At 63.0% G+C, this 17,966-nt stretch carries 17 protein-coding genes; 13 read left to right on the forward strand and 4 right to left on the reverse strand.

What is annotated here, in order from left to right:
- Positions 1 to 316 precede the first annotated feature (316 nt).
- From rnc to FGE21_RS15140, 5 genes are all read left to right on the forward strand, one after another.
- Positions 317 to 1,003, forward strand: a complete 687-nt coding sequence (gene rnc / locus FGE21_RS15120; protein ID WP_139664254.1) for a ribonuclease III — start codon at positions 317 to 319, stop codon at positions 1,001 to 1,003.
- Positions 1,000 to 1,905, forward strand: a complete 906-nt coding sequence (gene era, locus FGE21_RS15125) for a GTPase Era (protein WP_139664256.1) — start codon at positions 1,000 to 1,002, stop codon at positions 1,903 to 1,905. Before rnc ends, era begins: the two co-directional genes overlap by 4 nt.
- Positions 1,906 to 2,027: 122 nt before the next feature.
- On the forward strand, positions 2,028 to 2,357 hold the full coding sequence (locus FGE21_RS15130; RefSeq protein WP_139664258.1) for a DUF1491 family protein: 330 nt from the start codon (positions 2,028 to 2,030) through the stop codon (positions 2,355 to 2,357).
- 2 nt (positions 2,358 to 2,359) lie between these two features.
- Entirely contained in the window at positions 2,360 to 3,085 is a 726-nt protein-coding gene (gene recO / locus FGE21_RS15135; RefSeq protein WP_139664260.1) for a DNA repair protein RecO, read from the forward strand.
- A gap of 165 nt (positions 3,086 to 3,250) precedes the next feature.
- Positions 3,251 to 5,134, forward strand: a complete 1,884-nt coding sequence (locus FGE21_RS15140) for a PhoX family phosphatase (RefSeq protein ID WP_139664262.1) — start codon at positions 3,251 to 3,253, stop codon at positions 5,132 to 5,134.
- A 215-nt stretch (positions 5,135 to 5,349) separates the two neighbouring features.
- On the opposite strand, the gene dgt is transcribed toward FGE21_RS15140, so the two are convergent.
- The 3 genes from dgt to FGE21_RS15155 form a co-directional block, all read right to left on the reverse strand.
- Entirely contained in the window at positions 5,350 to 6,705 is a 1,356-nt protein-coding gene (dgt, locus tag FGE21_RS15145; RefSeq protein WP_139664292.1) for a dGTP triphosphohydrolase, read from the reverse strand.
- 253 nt (positions 6,706 to 6,958) lie between these two features.
- Positions 6,959 to 7,882, reverse strand: coding sequence for a cation diffusion facilitator family transporter (locus tag FGE21_RS15150; RefSeq protein WP_139664263.1), 924 nt, complete (start codon positions 7,880 to 7,882; stop codon positions 6,959 to 6,961).
- Positions 7,883 to 7,886: 4 nt separating this feature from the next.
- Positions 7,887 to 8,654 carry a sulfite exporter TauE/SafE family protein gene (locus FGE21_RS15155; RefSeq protein WP_139664265.1) on the reverse strand — a complete coding sequence of 256 codons (768 nt, stop codon included), beginning with the start codon at positions 8,652 to 8,654 and terminating at the stop codon, positions 7,887 to 7,889.
- Between the two features lie 147 nt (positions 8,655 to 8,801).
- On the opposite strand from FGE21_RS15155, the gene FGE21_RS15160 reads away from it, so the two are divergent.
- Complete coding sequence (locus FGE21_RS15160) at positions 8,802 to 10,487, forward strand: acyl-CoA dehydrogenase family protein (RefSeq protein WP_139664267.1); 1,686 nt, start codon at positions 8,802 to 8,804, stop codon at positions 10,485 to 10,487.
- 101 nt (positions 10,488 to 10,588) lie between these two features.
- Positions 10,589 to 11,308 (forward strand): SGNH/GDSL hydrolase family protein, encoded by a 720-nt coding sequence (locus tag FGE21_RS15165; protein WP_370285738.1) that lies wholly within the window; start codon positions 10,589 to 10,591, stop codon positions 11,306 to 11,308.
- 111 nt (positions 11,309 to 11,419) lie between these two features.
- Here the strand turns inward: FGE21_RS15165 and FGE21_RS15170 are convergent, their stop codons facing one another.
- Complete coding sequence (locus FGE21_RS15170; protein WP_139664268.1) at positions 11,420 to 13,018, reverse strand: phosphoenolpyruvate carboxykinase; 1,599 nt, start codon at positions 13,016 to 13,018, stop codon at positions 11,420 to 11,422.
- A 380-nt stretch (positions 13,019 to 13,398) separates the two neighbouring features.
- Between FGE21_RS15170 and FGE21_RS15175 the strand changes: the two genes are divergently transcribed.
- The 6 genes from FGE21_RS15175 to FGE21_RS15200 are packed head-to-tail and all read left to right on the forward strand — an operon-like array spanning position 13,399 to position 17,929.
- Positions 13,399 to 14,100: a response regulator transcription factor gene (locus FGE21_RS15175; protein ID WP_139664269.1), complete on the forward strand. Its 702-nt coding sequence runs from the start codon at positions 13,399 to 13,401 to the stop codon at positions 14,098 to 14,100.
- A gap of 41 nt (positions 14,101 to 14,141) precedes the next feature.
- Positions 14,142 to 15,881, forward strand: coding sequence for a sensor histidine kinase (locus tag FGE21_RS15180; protein ID WP_139664270.1), 1,740 nt, complete (start codon positions 14,142 to 14,144; stop codon positions 15,879 to 15,881).
- Between the two features lie 7 nt (positions 15,882 to 15,888).
- Positions 15,889 to 16,341 (forward strand): HPr kinase/phosphorylase, encoded by a 453-nt coding sequence (locus FGE21_RS15185; RefSeq protein ID WP_139664271.1) that lies wholly within the window; start codon positions 15,889 to 15,891, stop codon positions 16,339 to 16,341.
- A complete protein-coding gene (rapZ, locus tag FGE21_RS15190) occupies positions 16,328 to 17,242 on the forward strand; it encodes an RNase adapter RapZ (protein ID WP_139664272.1) in 915 nt (304 codons plus the stop codon). The genes FGE21_RS15185 and rapZ overlap by 14 nt, the downstream gene beginning before the upstream one ends.
- Positions 17,243 to 17,251: 9 nt before the next feature.
- Positions 17,252 to 17,659 (forward strand): PTS sugar transporter subunit IIA, encoded by a 408-nt coding sequence (locus tag FGE21_RS15195; RefSeq protein WP_139664273.1) that lies wholly within the window; start codon positions 17,252 to 17,254, stop codon positions 17,657 to 17,659.
- Complete coding sequence (locus FGE21_RS15200) at positions 17,660 to 17,929, forward strand: HPr family phosphocarrier protein (protein WP_139664274.1); 270 nt, start codon at positions 17,660 to 17,662, stop codon at positions 17,927 to 17,929.
- The last annotated feature ends 37 nt before the right edge of the window (positions 17,930 to 17,966 follow it).

A 17,966-nucleotide genomic window follows, 5' to 3' on the forward strand; every position in this document is an offset into this window, starting at 1 on the left:
GCTTGCGGGATGTCCGATCAAGGCGCGCGGGCACGGCGGCGCTCCGGTGCCACTTGCGCATGCCCGCGCGCGACTGGACGGGGGACGGCCGCGGACAATGGTCTGCCTGTTCGACCCGCCCCTATCGAAACCTTGCCAGCGGGCCGCAATTCCACGATCCTCCTCACCACGTCAGACGCAGGAGCGGAACCGGCCGACCCTCGGCACGGCCCATAGAGGGCGATTTGAGGGGGCGACATGTCCTTGTCACCGCGCGCGCCGCGGCGTATTGGGCGAACTCGACACCGAATTGCCACCAGATGTTCAAGGAGACGAAGTGAAGTTATCTCGGGAAATTCGCTCCTTTCAGGATCGGCTCGGGCATCAGTTCGCCAGCCCCGAACTGTTGATCCGCGCGCTGACTCACCCGTCGATCTCCTCGCCGAACAGACAGGATAACCAGCGTTTGGAATTCCTCGGCGACCGGGTGCTGGGGCTGGTGATGGCCACGGCGCTGCTGGACCAGGACAAAACGGCCACCGAAGGTCAGCTGGCGCCCCGCTTCAATGCCCTGGTGCGCAAGGAGGCCTGCGCGGAAGTCGCGCGCCAGATCGACATCGGCGCAGTGCTGAAACTGGGCCGCTCCGAGATGCTGTCGGGGGGGCGGCGCAAACAGGCCTTGCTGGGCGACGCGATGGAGGCCGTCATCGCAGCGGTCTACAAGGATGCAGGCTTCGAGGCGGCGCAGGCGGTGATCCTGAAACTCTGGGGCGCGCGTATCGGCTCGGTCGAGGAAGACGCCCGCGACCCCAAGACGGCGCTGCAGGAATATGTTCAGGCCCGTCGCCAACCGCCGCCGGACTATATTCAGATCGCCCGCAGTGGCCCCGATCACGAACCCGTATTCACCATTGCCGCCCGGATTGAGGACGGCACCGAGGAACAGGCCACCGCCGGATCAAAACGGCTGGCGGAACAGGCGGCGGCCAAGGCGCTTCTCGCCAAGCTGGAGCAAAAGTCATGAGCACACGTGCAGGTTTCATCGCCCTCATAGGCGAACCCAACGCCGGCAAGTCCACTCTTTTGAACCGCATGGTCGGGGCCAAGGTCTCAATCGTGACCCACAAGGTACAGACCACCCGGACCCGCATCCGGGGCGTCGCGATGGAAGGCGACAGCCAGCTGGTCTTCGTGGACACGCCGGGGCTGTTTCAACCCCGGCGCCGTCTTGACCGGGCCATGGTTGCCGCTGCCTGGGGCGGCGCGGCCGACGCGGATGTGATCGTGCTCCTGATCGAGGCGCACCGCGGCATCACCGAAGGGGTCGAACGTATTCTGGACGGCCTGCAAGAGGTCGCCAAGGGGCGCCCGGTGGCCTTGGCGGTCAACAAGATCGACAAGGTGCAGTCCGATGTGCTCCTGGGGCTGACCCGGGAGCTGAATGACCGCTTCCCCTTCTCGGAAACCTACATGATCTCGGCGGAAAAGGGATATGGGGTCGATGATCTGCGCAAATGGCTCGCAGGCAAAGTCCCGGAGAGCCCCTGGCTCTACCCGGAGGATCAGATCGCCGACCTGCCCCTGCGCATGATCGCGGCCGAAACCACCCGCGAGAAACTGACGCTGCGCCTGCATCAGGAACTGCCCTATCAGCTGACGGTCGAAACCGAAGCCTGGGAGGAACGCAAGGACGGCTCCGCCAAGATTGACCAGATCATCTATGTAATCCGCGACGGCCACAAAGGCATCGTGCTGGGCAAGAAGGGCGAAACCATCAAGGCGGTGTCCCAAGCCGCGCGGGCCGACCTTGAAGAATTCCTCGACCGCAAGATCCACCTCTTCCTGCAGGTCAAGGTCCGTCCCAACTGGCTCGAGGAAAAGGAGCGCTATTCGGAAATGGGGCTGGAGTTCAAGGACGGCAACTAGCGGCGGACCAGAGCCATAGCTTGCACGCCCCTTTCATCTTTTCCAAAATACCTCCGCCGGAGGCTCCCGCGATCAGCCCCCGGCGCGATCCTCTGCGATCCAAGACGCGACAGGAGCCTCCAATGCCCCGCCTTACCGCCCGCTTCTGGGTTGATGCCTATCTGGCCCGGTTGCGGTTTCAGGACATACCCGCCTTTGTCACCGCGCATGGGGACGACACGGCCGGTGCGGTTCTGGTCAAGCTCAACACCCTCGACGGGCAGGCCCGGGCCTTCCAGCGCAGCTTCGACCTGCTCAGCGGGGCCCGCACCTGGACCGAGCTGACGGCGGGCGAGGAGCGCGCGGTCGATGCATCCATTGCCAGGCAACGCCAGTTCGACAGCGATCTCTGGGTGATCGAAGTCGAGGATCGTCAGGGCCGTCATCTGCTGGACGAGCCGGGGCTGGACTAGGGATGGACTGGCGCGATCACGGCATTCTGCTCACCGTGCGCCGCCATGGCGAATCCTCGGCGCTGATCGATGTCTTCACCGCAGGCCACGGTCGCCACGCGGGACTTGTGCGGGGCGGTGCCAGCCGCCGGATGGCGCCGGGGCTGCAGCCGGGCGCGCAGCTGGATCTGGCCTGGTCCGCACGGCTGGAGGACCACCTTGGCACCTACAAGGCCGAACCCTCGCGCAGCCGCGCGGCAGCGGCCTTTTCCGGACGTCTCGCCCTGGCCGGGCTGAATGCGGTCTGCGCCCTTCTGGCCTTTGCCCTGCCGGACCGCGAACCTCACCCAGACCTGTACCAGCGCAGCGAGTCGCTGCTGGATCTCCTCGAACAGGAAGACCTCTGGCCGCTGGCCTATTTGCACTGGGAGCTTGCACTGCTGGAGGAGCTGGGCTTTGGCCTGGACCTCTCCGCCTGCGCCGCCACCGGCAGCACGGAGGGGCTGATCTATGTCTCGCCCAAATCCGGCCGCGCCGTCTCGGCCGCCGGGGCAGAGGGCTGGGCCGACCGCATGCTGCCACTGCCGCCGGTGATGCTGGGGCAGGGAGAGGCCGAGGATGCCGAGATCCTGACCGCGCTCAGAACCACCGGCTTCTTTCTCGAATCACGGCTGGCGCCTGCGCTCGGCAATCGCCCCGTACCGGAGGCCCGAGGCCGGTTCCTCGATGTTCTGGCACGGCGAACCTAGAACAATACGCCGGGAATCAATCGCTTGTGTTTCAGGACCCCGGCATATGCCGCTACGTCATACGCATGATACACTGGCGCAGGAAGAACAGTCTCGCGGTTCAGCCCCCCATCTCCCCCATCCGGGGCTGCATCCCAGCCACTTTGACAGCGAGGAGCGCGAACAATGGTTGATAAGACCCTCATTGATCTTTCATGGGACGATTTCGACGAACACCGGGACCCCCGTCCGGAGGGGAACGAGTTCGACCAGGTTGTCGATCGCGCGATCTCCCGCCGTGGCTTTCTCGGCGGGACGCTGGCCTTTGGCTCTGGTGCCGCCGTCTTTGGCGCCGGGCTGATGTCTTCGACCACGGCGGCGCGGGCGGCAGGATCCGCGACCTTCGCCTTCGACCCGATCGCCATTGCGACGGATCATGCGGTCCATGTGCCCAGAGGCTATAAATCGCAGGTTCTGATCCGCTGGGGCGATGCGCTCTGGTCCGAGGCTGAGGGGGCCTACACCCCGGAAACCGGCGTCTCTGCCGCACTGTCCGACAAGGTTTTTGGCGAAAACACCGACGGGATGGAGCTGTTCGACATCGATGGCCGCGAGGTCATCGCGGTCAACTCCGAATATGTGAACCCGAAGATCAACCTGCCCGCCGCCTCTGAGGGCGTGCCTCAATCTGCCGATGAGGTCACGCTGCTGAAGAACCTTCAGGGCGTCACCGTGATGGAGATCGCCAGGGGCGAGGCGGGCTACGCCGTGGTCAAGGACAGCCCCCTGAACCGCCGCATCACCCACGAGACCGAGATGACCCTCGCGGGCCCTCTTGCCGGGCATGAGCTGGTGAAAACCAGTGCCGATCCCACAGGGCGCAGGGTCAAGGGGACCATGAACAACTGCGGCTCCGGCCGGACGCTCTGGGGGACCTATCTGACCTGCGAGGAGAATTTCAACGGCTACTTCGGCGCCACCGGAGAGATGCCCGCCGGTGAGGGCTACATTCGCTACGGTATCGGCGGCACCGGCCGCTACGCCTACGAGAAATTCGACGACCGCTACGATCTGTCGAAAGAGCCGAACGAGCCGCACCGCCATGGGTTCGTCACCGAAATCGATCCCTCCGATCCGACCTCCACACCGGTGAAACGCACGGCTCTGGGCCGTTTCAAACACGAAAACGCCGAGATGGTGCAGGCGAGCGACGGCCGTATCGTGGTCTATCTCGGGGATGATGAGCGCGGCGAGTATCTCTATAAATACGTCTCCTCCGGTGTCTATACCGAGGGCGCTGCAACGGACGGTCTGTTGGATGACGGCACGCTGTTTGTGGCCAAATTCAACGACGACCAATCCGGCGAATGGCTGGCTCTGACACCTGAAACCACCGGCATGGAGGCGGCCGAGATCCTCTGTTTCACCCGGCTGGCGGCCTCTGCCGTGGGGGGCACCACCATGGACCGTCCCGAATGGGTGGCCTGCAATCCGCTCCGGGCCGAGGCCTATTGTGCCCTCACCAACAACAAGAACCGGGGCGTGAAGCCAAACGCCGGTGGTGACGACACATCGGTGAATGCGCCCAACCCGCGCGAGACCAACAAATACGGCCAGATCGTACGCTGGACCCCGACCGGGGGCAATCACGCCGCCGAGGGCTTCACCTGGGATCTCTACGTGATGGCCGGCAATCCGACGGTCTACAGCAACGCATATGGAGGGTCCGCGAACATCAACGCGGGCAATATGTTCAACTCGCCCGACGGGATGGCGTTTTCCTCTGACGGGATGCTCTGGATCCAGACCGATGGCGATGACGACAACGAAGGCGACTTCGCCGGCATGGGAAACAACCAGATGTTGGTCGGCGATCCGGAGAGTGGGGAAATTGCACGGTTCATGACTGTCCCGAATGGCGCCGAGGTCACTGGCCTGTGCTGGTCGCTCGACAAGACGGTGGCGTTTGTCGGCGTGCAGCACCCGGGCGGATCCTGGCCTGACGGCGCGGGCAAACCGCGATCCTCTGTGGTGTCGGTCTGGCGCGAGGATGGCGCGGCCTTCGGCTGAGGCGCGGCCGTGATGTCACAGGAAGAGCCCCCAAACCACTTGCGGGCCCTTTCTGTTGATGCCTCGTTGTGTTGCAGCCTGTCCCGAACGGCGGGCGCTCCGGTAACGATCCGGTAAATTTTGATAACAAAAACAAAATGATAGGTATGTGCCCCTGACCCATTGTTTCGCGCGCGAAACAATGGGTCAGAAAGGGTGACCTATTTGCGCGGTCCTCAGCCCGGCACCTGACCGGTGATCATGTCTCGCACGCGCAGGGCATAGCGGTCCGTCATGCCGGAGACAAAATCCGTCAGCGCATGGGCGGCCGTATAGTCATCGACGACCCCCCGCAGGTCGAGATCCACGGCCCGCACGAGTTGCGTCCAGTAGCCGTGCTGGCTCAGCAGGCGATCGGCCTCCCAGTTGCAGGCCTTCAGCGCCACAAACAGCGCGTGGAACTCGTCGAGGATGGTGAACAGGACCTGGCGGCCGACGATCTCCAGCTCCGTCTTGCGCCGCGCGGTGAAGATACGGGCGTTCGAGATTTCCTTCAGCCTGGCGAAGGCGGGGGCCTTGCCGGAGACCTCCATCAGCCCATCGTCGAACGTGCCGGCCATGATGCTGTCGTAGTTGTCGAGAAAGGCCGCGACGGCGCTGTCGATGGCGGCCCCGATGGCCATTGCACGCAGCATGCCGACGCGGTCGCTCAGGGTCATCTGCGGGTCGTCCTCGCGGTTGCGCTTGCCGGTGATGTCTTCAAGAATTTCGGAGACGACATCGCTGTCGAGGTCCCCGACGGTGGCGGCGTCTTCGAGGTCCAGGATACGGTAGCAAATGTCGTCTGCGGCCTCGACCAGAAAGGCCAGCGGGTGGCGTCGCCACCAGCGCAAGCCCTTGGGGCTGCGCTCTTCGGGCAGGCCAAGGGCCTCGGCCGCCTCGGCAAAGAGCGCCTCATCACCGGCAAACACGCCGAATTTCTTGAGCCCCACGTAGGAGCCTTTTGCATCGGCCGCGCTCGCGGCGGTGCAGGGGTATTTGGCAAAGGCGCCCAGGGTGGCGTAGGACAGACGCATGCCGCCCTCGCGCCGCCCCATCTCCAGCCGGGCGGTGATACGAAAACCCTGTGCGTTGCCCTCAAAGGCCTCGAATTCCGCACGCTGATCCGGAGAAATACCAGCACCGAGCCCGGTCCCGGTGGCAAACAGCCGCGCGAACCAGGCACCGATGCTGGCCTCGCCTGAATGGCCAAACGGCGGGTTGCCGATGTCATGCGCCAGACAGGCCGCCTGCACCGTGCCGGCCATCACATGCTGCAGCCCATCCTCCAGCCGCCCCTGGCGGACCAGGGCCTGGCCAACCTGGATGCCAAGGGACCGCCCGACCGAGGAGGTCTCCATCGAATGGATCATCCGGTGGTGCACATGGTCGTGATCGTAGAGGGGATGCACCTGCGTTTTCTGGGCAAGACGCCGAAACGGTTCGGAGAACAGGATCCGGTCATAGTCCTGCAGATAGGCAGGCCGGCCGGGTCTGTCGGTATAGTCCGGGCGGCACAGGCGGCCAGAGCTCAGCAATTGTGTCCAGTCCATCATTGTCATCTCCAGCACAAGTCTCACGGTGGCGGCATAAAGACCGGGTTTGGACGAGAATTGCAAACGGTCTGGCTGAGGTCTGATCGGGCGGGGGGGAGCTCCCGCCCCTTTGAAATGCGCCAGAGGCACATTGTAAAAGCGTTGGGCCGGGCGGGGGCCGCGCCGAAGGCGCGGCCCCCGCCCCCCGGCGATGCGCGAAGCGCAGCGCAATACCTCAGGCGGTGGGGCGGGGCAGGTTGTTTTCGCAGGGTCAGGGTGGCTCGAACGCGGTCGGTTCCAATCCTGTATCTTCCAGCTTGTGATCCGGCTCCACATGGATGGTGACGTAAACGCCCGGCAGCGTCGCTTCGATCTCGGCCTCAAGCCGGTCACAGATATCGTGGCTTTCGGCAACGCTCATTTCACCATCGACCACCATGTGAAATTCGACAAACATGGCCTTGCCTGCGCGACGGGTCTTGATGTCGTGGATCTGCAGCGCACCTCCGCCGGACCCGAGGATGACGGTTCGGATCTTGTCCTGTTCCTCCTCGGTGGCAGCGCGGTCCATCAGCCCGTCCACAGAGGTGGAAACAACATGCAGCCCCTCGCGCAGGATGTTGACGGCCACCAGCAGGGCCAACACCGGGTCCAGCAGGGTCCAGCCTGTGACCAGGGCCAGCCCCAGCGCCGCCAGCACTCCGGCAGAGGTCCAGACGTCGCTCATCAGGTGACGCCCGCCTGCCGCGAAGGCCGGAGAGCCGAGGCGCGCGCCGGAGTTCAACAGCACTTGCGCCCAGATCAGGTTGACCACCAGGGCCGCCGCATTCACGATCAAGGCCAGCGGTGACAGGTCGGCGTGCGCCTGGGTGACCAAAGCGCTCACCGCCTGATCCACGATCAGCACCGCCGCGAGTATGATCATGATGCCTTCGATCACCGCCGAAAAATATTCCGCCTTGTGGTGGCCAAAGGGATGGCTGTCATCTGCCGGGCGCTCCGCATATCGGATAGCGAACCACGCCAGAACCGCGGCCGAGACATTGACCAGGCTTTCCATCGCATCGGAAAACAGCGCCACGGACCCCGTCAGCGCCCAGGCCGCGAGCTTCAGCAGAAGGACCAGAACCGAGACGGCAATGGTGCCGCCGGCGATCTGACGGGCGGACAGCCGGGAGCTGAGGCCAAGGGGCACCGGCTCAGCCCACCACTGCGCGGCGCAACAGGTTCAGCCCGGCAATCAGCAGCACAAACAGCGTCGCCCGGCGAAACCCCTTCTGGTCGATCTTGTCCTGCAATCGGCCCCCGACCCACATGCCCAGCAGGGCGGGCAGGATCATCAATACGGAAAACGGCCAGGTTTCGCTGCGCATCACGCCGGAGCCAATATGCGCAAAGAACAGGACAACCGCGCCAAGACCGTAGATCACGCCCTGGATCCGCATCTGTTCGTGTTTTTCGGTGCCGAGTGCGGTCAGATAGGCCACCGTGGGTGGCCCCCAGATGCCGGAGAACCCGCCGATGAACCCCGCAAAGGCACCGATCGACAGTTCCATCCGGTGCGACGGCGCGGAGAGGGTGAGGTGCTTGCCCATCAGCTGCGTCAGGGCAAACAGGGTGATCGGCCCGCCGATGATCAGCAGCATCACCTGCGACGGCAGAACACGCACCAGTTGCGCACTGATCAAGAGGAACACACCTCCGATCAGGAGGAAGGCGCGAAAGCGGAGCATCGACTCCCAGGCGGCGCGCGGCCCCTGCCGCAGGGCCTGAAACCCGTTGGTTGCAAGGGTGGGCAGGATCAGACCGGCCAGCGCAAGGTCCGGAGCCATGATCGAGCTGAGGCCGGACACCATGATCATCGGCATGGCAAAGCCCACCAGACCCTTGATGGTGCCTGCGATCAAGGCGACGACGAAGGCCAGCACGAATCCGGCCGGGGCGAGAAATGGAACAAGATCAGTCATGATCCAGCCCTTAGCACATTCGGGCGGCGCTGCACTGCGAAAACGAAAGGGTAATTATTGAACGAATTGAACTTCTATTTGGTTTTTTTGTTGCGCTGCGCCTGCGAAGTGACCTATCACCAAGCGACCCTGAGGAGGATGTGATTCATGCCCCATGACGGACAGGATTTTGATATGACCGCCCCGCTTTTGCCGGATCTTCTGAACCTGACACGGGATGCGCTGGTGCCGCTGGACCAGCTCCTGGAGACTGCGACCCAACGGGTGCGCGACCGCGTGAGCGAGGGCGGGCGGGTGTCCGGCGCCTTGGTGGAAGCGAACCAATACGGGGCGCACGGGCTGGCCTGGCTTGCGACCTATGTCTGTGCCCTGCGGCAAATGCAGCGGTGGGCCGAGGCGCTGACCGGCGAGGGGCGCTTTGCGGAGCTGGAGGGGCTGATCCACCAGATTGCGTTCGGCGAGTATCTCGCGCAGATCGCGGGCGGCATCGCGATGAACCAGGGCGAGGTGCTGCGGCTGCAGGATCTCGGGCTGAGCGAAGAGGACCGGCAGGGGCTGACGGAGCCTGCGATCCAGGCGCTGATCCAATCGGGCAATACGCAGGCGGCGCGGGTGCGGCTGGTCGCGCTGATGGAGGCGCAGGCGGGCAGCACCATGTTTGGCGCTTCGGGGCTGGATGAAGAGCTGGAAATGATCCGCGACCAGTTCCGCCGCTATGCGCAGGAGAAGGTCGAGCCCTTCGCGCATGACTGGCACCTACGCGACGAGCTGATCCCGATGGAGGTCATCGAGGAGCTCGCGGAAATGGGCGTTTTCGGACTGACCATACCGGAGGAGTATGGCGGTTTCGGCCTGTCAAAGGCCTCGATGTGCGTGGTGTCTGAAGAATTGTCGCGCGGCTATATCGGCGTCGGCTCGCTCGGGACCCGGTCGGAAATCGCCGCCGAGCTGATCCTCGCTGGTGGCACGCAGGCACAGAAAGAGAGCTGGCTGCCCCGGATCGCCAGCGCCGAGATCCTGCCCACGGCGGTGTTCACCGAACCGAACACCGGTTCGGACCTCGGGGCGCTGCGGACCCGGGCGGTCAAGGGGGCGGAGGGGGACTACTCCGTGACCGGCAACAAGACCTGGATCACCCATGCCGCCCGCACTCATGTGATGACCCTTCTGGCGCGCACGGATCCGGAGACCACCGATCACCGGGGCCTGTCGATGTTCCTGGCCGAGAAAACACCGGGGACCGAGGCTGATCCCTTTCCGACCGAGGGCATGAGCGGCGGCGAGATCGAGGTTCTGGGCTACCGCGGTATGAAGGAATATGAACTAGCCTTTGACGGGTTTCAGATCAAGGCAGAGAACCTGCTGGGAGGCGAAGAGGGCAAGGGCTTCAAACAGCTGATGGAGACGTTTGAATCCGCGCGCATCCAGACCGCCGCCCGCGCCATCGGGGTGGCTCAGTCGGCGCTCGATATTGCCATGCAATATGCGCAGGACCGCAAGCAGTTCGGCAAGGCGCTCATTGCCTTTCCACGGGTATCGTCCAAACTGGCGATGATGGCGGTTGAGATCATGGTGGCGCGCCAGCTGACCTATTTCTCCGCCTGGGAAAAGGACAATGGCCATCGCTGCGATCTGGAGGCGGGCATGGCCAAGCTGCTGGGTGCACGGGTGGCCTGGGCTGCAGCGGACAATGGGTTGCAGATCCACGGCGGCAATGGGTTTGCGCTGGAATACAAGATCTCGCGCGTGCTGTGCGATGCGCGGATCCTCAATATCTTTGAGGGTGCGGCAGAGATCCAGGCGCAGGTGATCGCGCGGCGTCTGCTGGCCTGACGGGCGGCGCCGGCCGTCCCCGCGGGGAGATTTTTGGCGACCTGTCGGCGGCGAGGATGGTAGATGTGGGTATGATCTGGATTCGCCGTTTTATCGCCCCGATGCCGACCTCGCTGCTGACCCGGCCGCTCACTCTGGCTCTCACGCTGGCTCTCACCCTGGCGCTGACGCTTCTGGCCGCCTGCGGAGACGTGATTCCCCCCGCGTCAGAGAAGGCGCGCATTCTGGCCATGGGCGATTCGCTTCTGGCGTGGAACAGGCTCTCGGGGCAGTCGATCCCGGATGTGGTCGAGCAGAGCCTGGAAGAGCCGGTGGTGGACCGCTCGGTGATCGCGGCGCGGATGATCTATCGTCTGCCAGTGAGCGGGGCGGCGGGGCTGAGCATTCCAAAACAGTACCGCCCCGGCCCCTGGGACTGGGTGATTCTGAACGGTGGCGGCAATGACCTGTGGTTCGGTTGCGGCTGCGGCAGGTGCACGGACAAGCTGGACAAGCTGCTGAGTGAGGATGGCACCCGGGGCGCGATTGCCGGGGTCGTGCAAAGAATTCGCGCCGACGGGGCGCGGGTGGTTTTTGTCGGCTACCTGCGCAGCCCGGGCCGGTCCTCTCCGATCGAGCCCTGCAAGGACGAAGGCGATGCGCTGGATGCGCGGGTGGCCGCGATGGCGGCGGGGGACGAGGGCGTGTATTTTCTGTCGCTTGCCGATCTGGTTCCGCACCGCGACCTGAGTTTTCACGCCGCTGACCGGGTGCATCCCTCGTTCAAGGCGGGGCGCGTGATCGGCCAGCGCATTGCAGCGATCATTCGTGGCGCGCCTTAGCGGACCACGACCGTCCCCGGGGCTGTCGGCGGCTGTCGGCGCTGTTGGCGCCAAAGCCCCCGCGTGAACGGGGGCTTTGGCGTCAGATCGGGATCACAGGATTGGCGTGCTTCAGCAGATGGCCGCGGCTTTCACGTCTTCGTCGATGAACGGAAGATACTGTTCGAAGTTGTCCGAGAACATCTGCACGAGTTTTTCGGCCTGCGCGTCGTAGGCCTCCTTGTCGTCCCAGGTGCGGCGAGGCGTCAGCAGCAATTCGGCAACGCCCGGTGCGGCGACAGGAACGTCAAAGCCGAAGTTGGGGTCCTTGCGGAACTCTTCTTTGGCCAGCGATCCGTCCAGAGCCGCGGTCAGCAACGCCCGGGTCGCCTTGATCGGCATGCGGGATCCGGTGCCATAGGCGCCGCCGGTCCAGCCGGTATTGACCAGCCAGCAGGTGGCGCCGTGCTGGGCGATTTTCTCGCGCAGCAGGTTGCCGTAGACCTCGGGACGGCGGGGCATGAAGGGCGCGCCGAAACAGGTGGAGAAGGTCGGCTCCGGCTCGGTCACGCCGCGCTCGGTGCCGGCCACTTTGGAGGTGAAGCCGGACAGGAAGTGGTACATCGCCTGCGCCGGTGTCAGCCGGGCAATCGGAGGCAGCACGCCAAAGGCATCGCAGGTCAGCATGATGATGTTCTTCGGGTGCCCGCCACGGGCCGATTGCGACGCGTTGGAGATATAGTGCAGCGGATAGGCGCAGCGCATGTTCGCGGTCAGGCTGTCGTCTTCGAAGTTGAGGTCGAAGGTCTCGGGATCGAAGGTCATATTCTCGATCACGGTGCCGAATTTTTCGGTGGTCGCGTAGATCTCCGGTTCGGCCTCGGGGTTGAGGTTGATGGTCTTGGCATAGCAGCCGCCCTCGAAATTGAAGGTGCCGTTATTGGCCCAGCCATGTTCGTCATCCCCGATCAGCACCCGGTCCGGATCGGCCGATAGCGTGGTCTTGCCGGTGCCCGACAGGCCGAAGAACACGGCGGTGTCGACCGGGTTGCCCTTGGCGTGATTGGCGGAGCAGTGCATCGGCATGATGCCTTTTTCCGGCAGCAGGTAGTTCAGCAGGGTGAACACGGATTTCTTGTTTTCGCCCGCGTATTCTGTGCCCCCGATCAGGATCAGTTTGCGGTCGAAATTCAACGCGATGACAGTGTCGGAGCGGCAATCGTGCTTTGCCGGGTCGGCCTTGAACGACGGGCAGTTGATGATGGTGAAATCGGCGGTGAAATCCGCCAGATCCTCGCGGTCGGGTCGACGCAGCAGGTGTCGGATGAACAGGCTGTGCCAGGCCAATTCGGTGACCATGCGGACGTTGATCGCATGGACCGGATCGGCGCCGCCCACCAGATCCTGCACGAAATAGTCGCGGCCCTTCATATGGTCGAGCATATCGAGATACAGAGCGTCAAAGCCCTCAGCGCTCATTTCCGCGTTGTTTTCCCACCAGATCGTATCGGCGACGCTGGCGGTTTTTACGACATGTTTGTCCTTGGGCGACCGGCCGGTGAATTTGCCGGTGGTGACCAAAAGCGCGCCGCCCTTGCCCAGGGTGCCTTCGTCGCGATCGAGGGCAGCTTCGACCAGGGCAGGCTCCATGAGGTTGTAATAGACATGGCCCAGACCCTCGATCCCTTGATCCTCGAGGCGGAATTGCGGGTTTACCCGTCCAGATGTCATTTTGTCTTTCTCCTGGGTGTCGGCGGCGATGCGACGCAGCGTTGCGTTGCACTGGGGCCGCCTGGAACTATCGCTGCGCCAAAGGGCACCGGAACGCAATTTTGCATCCCTCTTCCGGGTCTTAACATGATGATTTACAGGATGAACAGGACGCTTTGGCGCAGTTAGCGCAACCACTTGGACCTTTAGCGCCACCAGATGTTTCACAGAGCTGTCATCGCTGTTTCACGGGGCGGCCTTTATCGGATACTAAGACATTTTTGCGTCAATGAGCGTCAAGATTTTGCCTGATTCGTTAATCAGGGATTGATTCGCGGCGTCTTCCACGCGACAAAGGACGCAAAAAAGCAACGAATATTGAGCAGATAAGGGCAAATCCAATGTCGAAGATTGCTTTGGTCGATGACGACAGGAACATCCTGACCTCAGTGTCCATGACACTGGAGGCCGAGGGGTTTGAGGTCGAGACCTACAATGACGGTCAGGCCGCGCTTGACGCGTTCAATAAACGACTGCCGGATATGGCGGTTCTTGATATCAAGATGCCGCGGATGGATGGCATGGACCTGTTGCAGCGTTTGCGCCAGAAATCCAAGATGCCGGTAATTTTCCTCACCTCCAAGGATGATGAGATCGACGAGGTCCTGGGGCTGCGGATGGGAGCGGATGACTACGTCAAGAAACCGTTCTCGCAGCGCCTGCTGGTGGAGCGCATCCGCGCTTTGCTGCGGCGTCAGGAGGCGGTGGCCACTGACGAAGTCGGCACCGCGCCCGAGACCAAGGTGATGGAGCGGGGCCAGTTGCGAATGGATCCGCTGCGCCACGCGGTCAGCTGGAAAGGTCAGGATGTATCGCTGACGGTGACGGAATTCCTGTTGCTGCAGGCACTTGCGCAGCGTCCGGGATTTGTCAAAAGCCGCGATCAGCTGATGGATGTGGCCTATGACGATCAGGTCTATGTCGACGACCGGACCATCGACAGCCATATCAAGCGTTTGCGCAAGAAGATGCGCAGCGCCGATTCTGATTTCGCGGCGATCGAGACCCTCTACGGGATCGGCTACCGCTATAACGAAGAGTAGGTACCGGGTTTCCCGGGCCTCTTCAGCGGAGACTGGCGCGCATGCGCGATACAGGTATGACGGATGTTTACCGGCAGACGGATCAGGATGGACGCCGGGACGGGGATGTCGTTCTGGGCGACGACTGGGTTGCGCCGGAACAGACCGTCGGACGGGAAATGCGGGCCAGGCGGGCGCGGCGGGGGTTGTTCTCGCTGCATGGCTCACCGCTCACACGCAAGATCATAACCTTCAATCTGATCGCCCTGATCATTCTGGTGTCGGGCATTCTCTACCTTAATTCCGCGCGGCAAAGTCTGGTGTATCAACGCCTTGGCACGCTGGTGTCGGAGGCGATGCTGGCCGCCGATGTGTTCGAGGCGCAGCTGCCTGCGGGCGAGTCGGTGAGCCTTGCCACCGGGACCGGTATCGATGTCCCGAAAACGCTACAGCGCCTGTCGCTGCGCGGCGGGGTTGAGGTTTTCATCTACGATGACACCGCGCAGGGCCTCGTCGCGACCCAGCGCGGCGTGGTGCGTGCGGATGCGCTCAACCGGCTGAACGAAAACGATCAGGGCCGGACCCTGATTACCGATACGCTTGCGGCGATCATGGCCGCAGTCGGCGGCGGCAGTCGCGACAGTACACGCCCGGATGTGATCGAGGTCAGCGACGATCAGCTGACCGACCTGAGCCTGCGTGCGCTCAGCGAGGGGACGCAGGTCGCAGCGGTTCCGGACACCGCAGGCGGCACCGTTTACGCGGCAGCAACGCCGATCCTGAACCAGGGCGCTGCCGTGGGTGTGTTGGTCATGACCTCGGCCACGGGCGAAATCGATACTTTGGTGCGGGCCGAACGGGAGCGGGTTCTGCAGATGTTTGTGGTGGCTTTGTTGGTCTCGGTCGGGCTCAGCCTGGTTCTGGCATCGACAATTGCCAATCCGCTGGCTGATCTGGCGGAGGCGGCCGAGCTGGGCCGTGACCGGGATGCGGATCATGTGAAGCCGGGACGCATTCGTATTCCCGACCTCTCTGCGCGTCCGGATGAAATCGGCCGTCTGAGCCGCGCGCTGCGGGGGATGGTCAAAGCGCTATATAATCGTATCGATAGTAACGAACAATTTGCAGCTGATGTGGCACATGAGATCAAGAACCCTCTCGCGAGTCTGCAATCTGCAGTCGGCACCTTGCGGATGGTTCACCGGGAGGACCAGCGGGAGAAGCTGATGGAAGTGATCGAACATGATGTGCGTCGTCTTGACCGGCTGGTGAGCGACATCTCCAATGCGTCGCGGCTGGATGCGGAGCTGGTCAAGGAGGACGAGGAGGACTTTGACCTGCTGAACATGCTGGGCAATCTCAACCAATATCTGGGGGAAGATGCGCGCAGTCAGGCCATCGACTACATCACTGAACTCCCCAACGAACCGATCATGATTCGCGGGCTGGAGGCGCGCCTGGCGCAGGTCTTTGTCAATCTGATCACCAATGCGATCTCCTTTTGCGAAGAGGGTGACGCTATCCGGGTCTGGGCGCGGCGCCGGGACAACCGGGTGCTGGTCGTGGTCGAGGACACCGGGCCGGGAATTCCCGAGCAGGCGCTGGCGAAGATCTTCAACCGGTTCTATTCGCAACGACCGGACGAGCATTTCGGCAACAACTCCGGTCTGGGGCTGGCGATCTCCAAGCAGATCGTCGAGGCGCATGGCGGTGTGATCTGGGCGGAAAACATCCGCCCGACCGAAGCGGATCTGACCTCGGAACCTCTGGGGGCGCGTTTCGTGGTCGGCCTGCCGGTCTGACCGTTCAATGTCAGGACCACCGGAGCGCGATCCTGATAGCCCGCTGATTCTGCACGCGAGTTGCGTGGCTTACGATGGCCGTGGCATCCTCCTGTGCGGTCCCTCCGGCAGCGGGAAATCCGCTCTGGCTCTGGAGTTGATGGCGCGCGGTGCCCGGCTGGTCGCAGATGACCGTACCGAGGTGCGGGCCAGGCGCCAGAGCCTGTGGGCACAGGCGCCTGCGGCGATTTCCGGCCTGATCGAGGCGCGCGGTGTGGGGCTGTTGCGCGCGGTGCCGGTGGCGGAGGTACAACTCTGCGTCATTGTTGATATGCAAGTGGTTGAAACCGAACGGCTGCCGCGCCACCTAGACGAGGACCTGCTGGGAATTGTCCTGCCCAAACTGAACCGCGTGGACAGCCCGTATTTTCCGGCGGCCCTGATCCAATATCTGAAAGGCGGAGCGATTGACCCCGACTGAGGTTCACAGCAGTCTCGAGACCGTCGCGCCGGATTCCACGGCCCGGCCGCCATTGGTGCTGGTGACAGGTCCGTCGGGCGCCGGGCGCACCACGGCCATCAATGTTCTGGAGGACATGAATTTCGAGGCCATCGACAATCTGCCGCTGCGGCTGGTGCCGGGGCTGGTGGATGCGGGGGGCGCGGACCGGCCGATGGTGCTCGGTCTGGATCCTCGCAACCGGGATTTCTCGACCGAGGCTCTGCTGGATGTGATCGACATGCTGACCTCCCGTCAGTCCTTTGCCACCACGGTTCTGTATCTGGATGCCGAACCCGAGGTCTTGTTGCGTCGCTTCTCCGAAACCCGTCGCCGTCACCCGCTGTCGCCTGCCGAAAGCCCCGAGGTGGGGGTGACGCGGGAATTGGACCTCATGCAGCCGGTGCGGGAGCAGGCGGATATTGTGATCGACACCACCGAGCTGAACGTGCATCAGCTGCGCGCCGAGGTGGAGCGTATCTTCGCGCCGGCGGGGCGGACGCTGGCAGTGGCGCTGCACAGCTTTTCCTACAAACGCGGCATTCCGAGAAATGTGGATATGGTGTTTGACTGCCGCTTCCTGGCCAATCCCTATTGGGTGCCGGAGCTGCGCGCCTTTGACGGGCGCGAAAGGCAGGTGCAGGACTATGTGCTGGGGGACGCAAAGTTTCAGGGCTTCTTCGACCGTGTTCTTGACCTGACCCTATCGCTGCTTCCGGCCTATCGGGCGGAGGGAAAATCCCACTTTTCCATCGCTTTTGGCTGTACCGGCGGCCAGCATCGTTCGGTCACTCTGGCGGAAACTCTCGCAAAGGCCCTTGCGCGCGAGGGGCAGCAGGTGTCAATTAGGCACCGCGAGCTGCCTGGCCAGCAATTGAAGTGAGAGAACCGCTTGATCGGGATTGTGATCGTTGCACACGGAGGGCTGGCCAAGGAATATCTGGCCGCCGTCGAACATGTCGTCGGGCCGCAGCCCGCGCTGATGGCAATCGCCATTGGCCCTGAAGACGACCGTGACGCCAAACAGGACGAAATCTGCGCCGCCGCTGATCAGGTGGATATTGGCGATGGTGTTGTCGTGGTGACCGACTTGTTCGGGGGCAGCCCGTCGAATCTGAGTCTGCGCGCCTGTGCGCCGGCCAATCGGCGGATCCTGTATGGCGCCAATCTTCCGTTGTTGATCAAATTGGCAAAGTCCCGCCACCTTCTGGTCGCTGACGCAGTGCGCCACGCCATGGAGGCCGGGCGAAAGTATATTAATTCCCAAAATGTGAACCCTGAAGGGGATGCGGCAGAATAGATGGCTCGAAAATCACTCAAGATAATCAATGAAAAGGGGCTTCATGCCCGCGCTTCTGCCAAATTGGTCGAAGTGGTTGAAGGCTTCGATGCCAGCGCCGAAGTCATCAAGGATGGCATGTCGGCCTCTGGCGACAGTATTATGGGGCTTTTGATGTTGGCAGCCTCCAAAGGAACGACTATTGACGTCGAGACCTCGGGACCAGACGCTGATGCGCTGGCCTTAGCCGTAGAAGCCTTGGTGGCTGACAAATTCGGCGAAGGCTACTAGTCTGTCGGAACGGTCCAGAAAAACGGGACGGGTGAAA

Source organism: Phaeobacter sp. B1627, assembly GCF_006265095.1.
GTDB lineage: Bacteria > Pseudomonadota > Alphaproteobacteria > Rhodobacterales > Rhodobacteraceae > Epibacterium.